Consider the following 3,500-nt stretch of genomic DNA (forward strand, 5'->3'; position numbering starts at 1 on the left):
ATATAGTTTTTTAGCCCCTAAACGCTGTCCAATTCTGTTGCGACACTGTTTGACTAATTGAATTAATATAAGCTCGTTATTTGTCTTTATTTGATGAGATTTAAGTCTTTTATAAAAGGCTTGTTTGCTAATCCCAAAACACCCGATTAACCATTTTCTTTTAAACGGTTTTTCTTTTTTAGTTCTATCTCTTCTGCTAATGTTTTGGGCAATGACTTTTTTGACATATCGACTCCCGTAATAAGTTCCATGTCTGCAATTACATCTTGCTGGAAGTCTTTTACAAACTCCAACTCTTAAATTTTTTCTTTCAAACGTTTAATCTCGTCTTGTTTACTCATGCCTAATTTCTTTTGCTCTAAAGTACTATATTTTGTAATCCAATCCTTTTCAGTTTTGTTTGATCGAGCTATGGCTTTCATCAAATTAAAACTATCTTTTGTAGTAACGCTACAGGTGCAAGAACCTCTATTAATAACTTTAAGATTGGTTAATTCAATACCATATTTGGTCAGTCCTATTTCATTTGTAAAAATTCTTTCATCGGCACCTTGAGAAAGTAATTGTATAATATTTCTATCCTCTTTTTTCGTCGTCATGTATTGATTGCTTCTCTAAAATTTTCTATTTTTTTATAAAGTTAATGATTATGACTTTAGTATCAATCTCTAAACCTTTGTAAAAATGGAATATTTTAAATATAAGGCATAATAAATCCCTCAAGAATTTCTTAAGGGATTTTTAATGCGGTAAATATTTAAGTTTTTTATTCTGTTAATAAACCTTCCACAGAAAGATAACGCTCTCCAGTATCATAGTTAATTGTTAAGATCGTTTTTGGTGTTTTTATCGTTTTTAACTGTTTCCTAACAGCTGCCAACGAGGCACCAGTAGAAATCCCTACTAATATACCTTCAGTTTTTGCAATATTTTGAACCTCAGTAAAAGCTTCTTCTTTTGTTATTCTGATTGCACCATCAATCGAATCTAAATTAAAGACCTCTGGTATAAAACCGGGACCTATACCTTGTAATGGATGTGGTCCTGGAGAATCACCTGAAATTACTGCAGAATCATTTGGTTCTACAGCTAGTACTTTTAAATCAGGAAATTTTTTCTTTAAAACTTCTGACATACCAGTTATGTGACCACCTGTTCCAACTCCTGTAATTAAATAATCTAAACCATCAGAGAAATCTGCTGCTATTTCTAAAGCGGTGGTTTGACGATGGGTTTCAGGATTTGCTGGATTTGTGAATTGTGAAGGCATCCAAGCGTTTTTGTTGTTTTCAACTAATTCTTTGGCTTTTGCAATCGCACCACCTAAACCTAATTCTTTGGGAGTTAGAACAAGATTAGCTCCGTAAGCCTTCATTAAAGCACGTCGTTCAACAGACATTGATTCTGGCATTACAAGTGTCAATTTGTAATTTTTCACAGCAGAAACCATCGCTAATCCAATACCTGTATTTCCAGAAGTAGGTTCAATAATTTCAGTGTCTTTATTGATGCTATTTCTTTTTTCAGCATCTTCAATCATATGTAATCCGATTCTGTCTTTTATACTTCCTCCTGGATTCGCTTTTTCAAGTTTCATCCAAACCTCTGCATTCGGAAATAATTTTGCTAATCGTACCACTGGCGTATTACCAATGCTTTCTAAAATGTTATTTATTTTCATAATATTAAAATTTTGTTACGCGATTGCCGCATATAAATGACTTTGAAAATATTAGTCCAAAGTAGTTCGTTTTTCTGTCTACCGTGAAATTAAGACTAAATATTGAATTTAATGAGGATGAAACCTGATATTATTAATACATATAATTATGTATGCCAACCTTTAGTGAGTCGTCACATTATATTGGATAAGAAATATTCAAGTATTACTCCTTAGCACCATGGCTTTTGGCAGTCTCAATCCAATGCTCCGAAATTCCTTTTGTATCTGCTCCTAATCCTCTAGATAAATGTAATGCTACACCAATTAATAGAACTGAAGCTTGATGGACTTCTTCAAGTGTTGTTAACGCTCCAAATTCTTCCTGTGCTTTTGATAATAGAATTTCATTGTGTTGCTCAACAAATGCAATAAGGTTATCTGATGTATTAATTATCTCAGGAATCATTAGGCAGTCTATCCAAGAACTACCAATTCTTTCTGCTAATACTTCAGGTAGTTCGTTACCCATTTTTCTCCATTCGGCTAATGTTTTGGGCAATGACTTTTTTGACATATCGACTCCCGTAATAAGTTCCATGTCTGCAATTACATCTTGCTGGAAGTCTTTTACAAACTCCAACTCTTCAATTTTTTCTTTAAGTCTTTTAATTTCGTCCTGTTTACTCATGCCTAATTTCTTTTGCTCTAAAGTACTATATTTTTTAATCCAGTACTGAATAGTTGGTCTAGAAATATCATATTTCTTAGCAGCATAATTGATAGATATTCTACCATTATGAATTTGGTCAATGATGAAAATTTTGAGTTCGAAACCTACTTTATTGTAGTTCTTTTTTCGGCAGGGTTGTTTTGTCTTTGTGTCCATAGTTTAACTAAAAGTGTTTAAATTTTAGTCAACCTATTTCAGGATTTTACAATTTTTTTATTTTTGCCAACGGTTTTGTATAAGATTAGTGTGGGAGGTAGACAATTCGTGAATTGTCAGCCGAGCCACTAAGCTTATGCTTATTTTGTGTTTTTATTTTTGTCGACCTAAAAATACTCAAATAAGAATAAGCGACATTGTAAATAAACTAAAACTTTCGGCTATAACTAAAACCCCACATTAATTTTATACGGTGTTGTAAGTAGTTTTTTAGTCGAAAAGTTTTACTATTTCTTTATTCATAGATTCAATTCTGGAGATTCTGTATATGAACATTAGATATATAATTATTGAAAAAATGAATATGTATCCGATAGTTTTTAAAAATACTCCTTTTTCGGGACTCAAAATAGCCTCAACTATTGAAGCAAATGATATTAATAAAAATATACAAAAAACAATAATTCGAATTATAAGTCCGAATTTACTCATACCAGAAAAAGCAAGTTTGATTGCATAAGTATTTTCGTCAAGAAGAGAATAATTTCCTGATACTTTGGTCATGTTTTGAAATCCATTAAAAGCTTTAACTTTCTTCCTTATAGAAATTGTATTATTCGCGATGAAACCAAGATACTCAGAGTCATTCGAGAATAAAGAATCAAACATAGGAGGAAGAAAAAAATAGTCATCACTGATTTTCTCTTTTATCTTGTCAAGATTTTTTTCAGTCTTGTCCTTCTCTCTGATTATTTCAATCTTTTGGATTAATTTTAGTCTTGTTAATAATTTATTCAGCATTTAATTACTTACAACGGTTTTGTATAAGGTTAGTGTGGGAGGTAGACAATCTGTGGATTGTCAGCCGAGCCATAAGCTTATACTTATTTTGTGTTTTTTCTTTGTCGACCTAAAAATACTCAAATAAGTAAAAGCGACACTATAAACAGA

General features: G+C 31.7%; 5 protein-coding genes. All 5 read right to left on the reverse strand.

The genetic code is table 11. The annotated features are described in order from the left end of the window. Positions 1-146: 146 nt before the first annotated feature. Positions 147-293 carry a hypothetical protein gene (locus P8H68_RS04815; protein WP_300322251.1) on the reverse strand — a complete coding sequence of 49 codons (147 nt, stop codon included), beginning with the start codon at positions 291-293 and terminating at the stop codon, positions 147-149. Positions 294-296: 3 nt separating this feature from the next. Next, positions 297-599 carry a hypothetical protein gene (locus P8H68_RS04820; RefSeq protein ID WP_300322252.1) on the reverse strand — a complete coding sequence of 101 codons (303 nt, stop codon included), beginning with the start codon at positions 597-599 and terminating at the stop codon, positions 297-299. 167 nt (positions 600-766) lie between these two features. Beyond that, positions 767-1,681 (reverse strand): cysteine synthase A, encoded by a 915-nt coding sequence (gene cysK / locus P8H68_RS04825; RefSeq protein WP_300322253.1) that lies wholly within the window; start codon positions 1,679-1,681, stop codon positions 767-769. Between the two features lie 205 nt (positions 1,682-1,886). Further along, the gene (locus tag P8H68_RS04830; protein ID WP_300322254.1) at positions 1,887-2,549 is read right to left on the reverse strand and encodes a transposase; all 663 of its coding nucleotides are present in this window, start codon (positions 2,547-2,549) and stop codon (positions 1,887-1,889) included. Between the two features lie 270 nt (positions 2,550-2,819). Next, entirely contained in the window at positions 2,820-3,350 is a 531-nt protein-coding gene (locus P8H68_RS04835) for a hypothetical protein (RefSeq protein ID WP_300322255.1), read from the reverse strand. Between the last annotated feature and the right edge of the window lie 150 nt (positions 3,351-3,500).

The organism is Flavicella sp. (genome assembly GCF_029238425.1).
In the GTDB taxonomy this organism is placed as follows: domain Bacteria; phylum Bacteroidota; class Bacteroidia; order Flavobacteriales; family Flavobacteriaceae; genus Flavicella.

What these genes read in the sequence shown, in the direction of transcription:
- P8H68_RS04820 (WP_300322252.1), bottom strand. Translation starts at nt 599, where the DNA reads ATGACGACGAAAAAAGAGGATAGAAATATTATACAATTACTTTCTCAA.
- cysK (WP_300322253.1), bottom strand. Translation starts at nt 1,681, where the DNA reads ATGAAAATAAATAACATTTTAGAAAGCATTGGTAATACGCCAGTGGTA.
- P8H68_RS04830 (WP_300322254.1), bottom strand. Translation starts at nt 2,549, where the DNA reads ATGGACACAAAGACAAAACAACCCTGCCGAAAAAAGAACTACAATAAA.
- P8H68_RS04835 (WP_300322255.1), bottom strand. Translation starts at nt 3,350, where the DNA reads ATGCTGAATAAATTATTAACAAGACTAAAATTAATCCAAAAGATTGAA.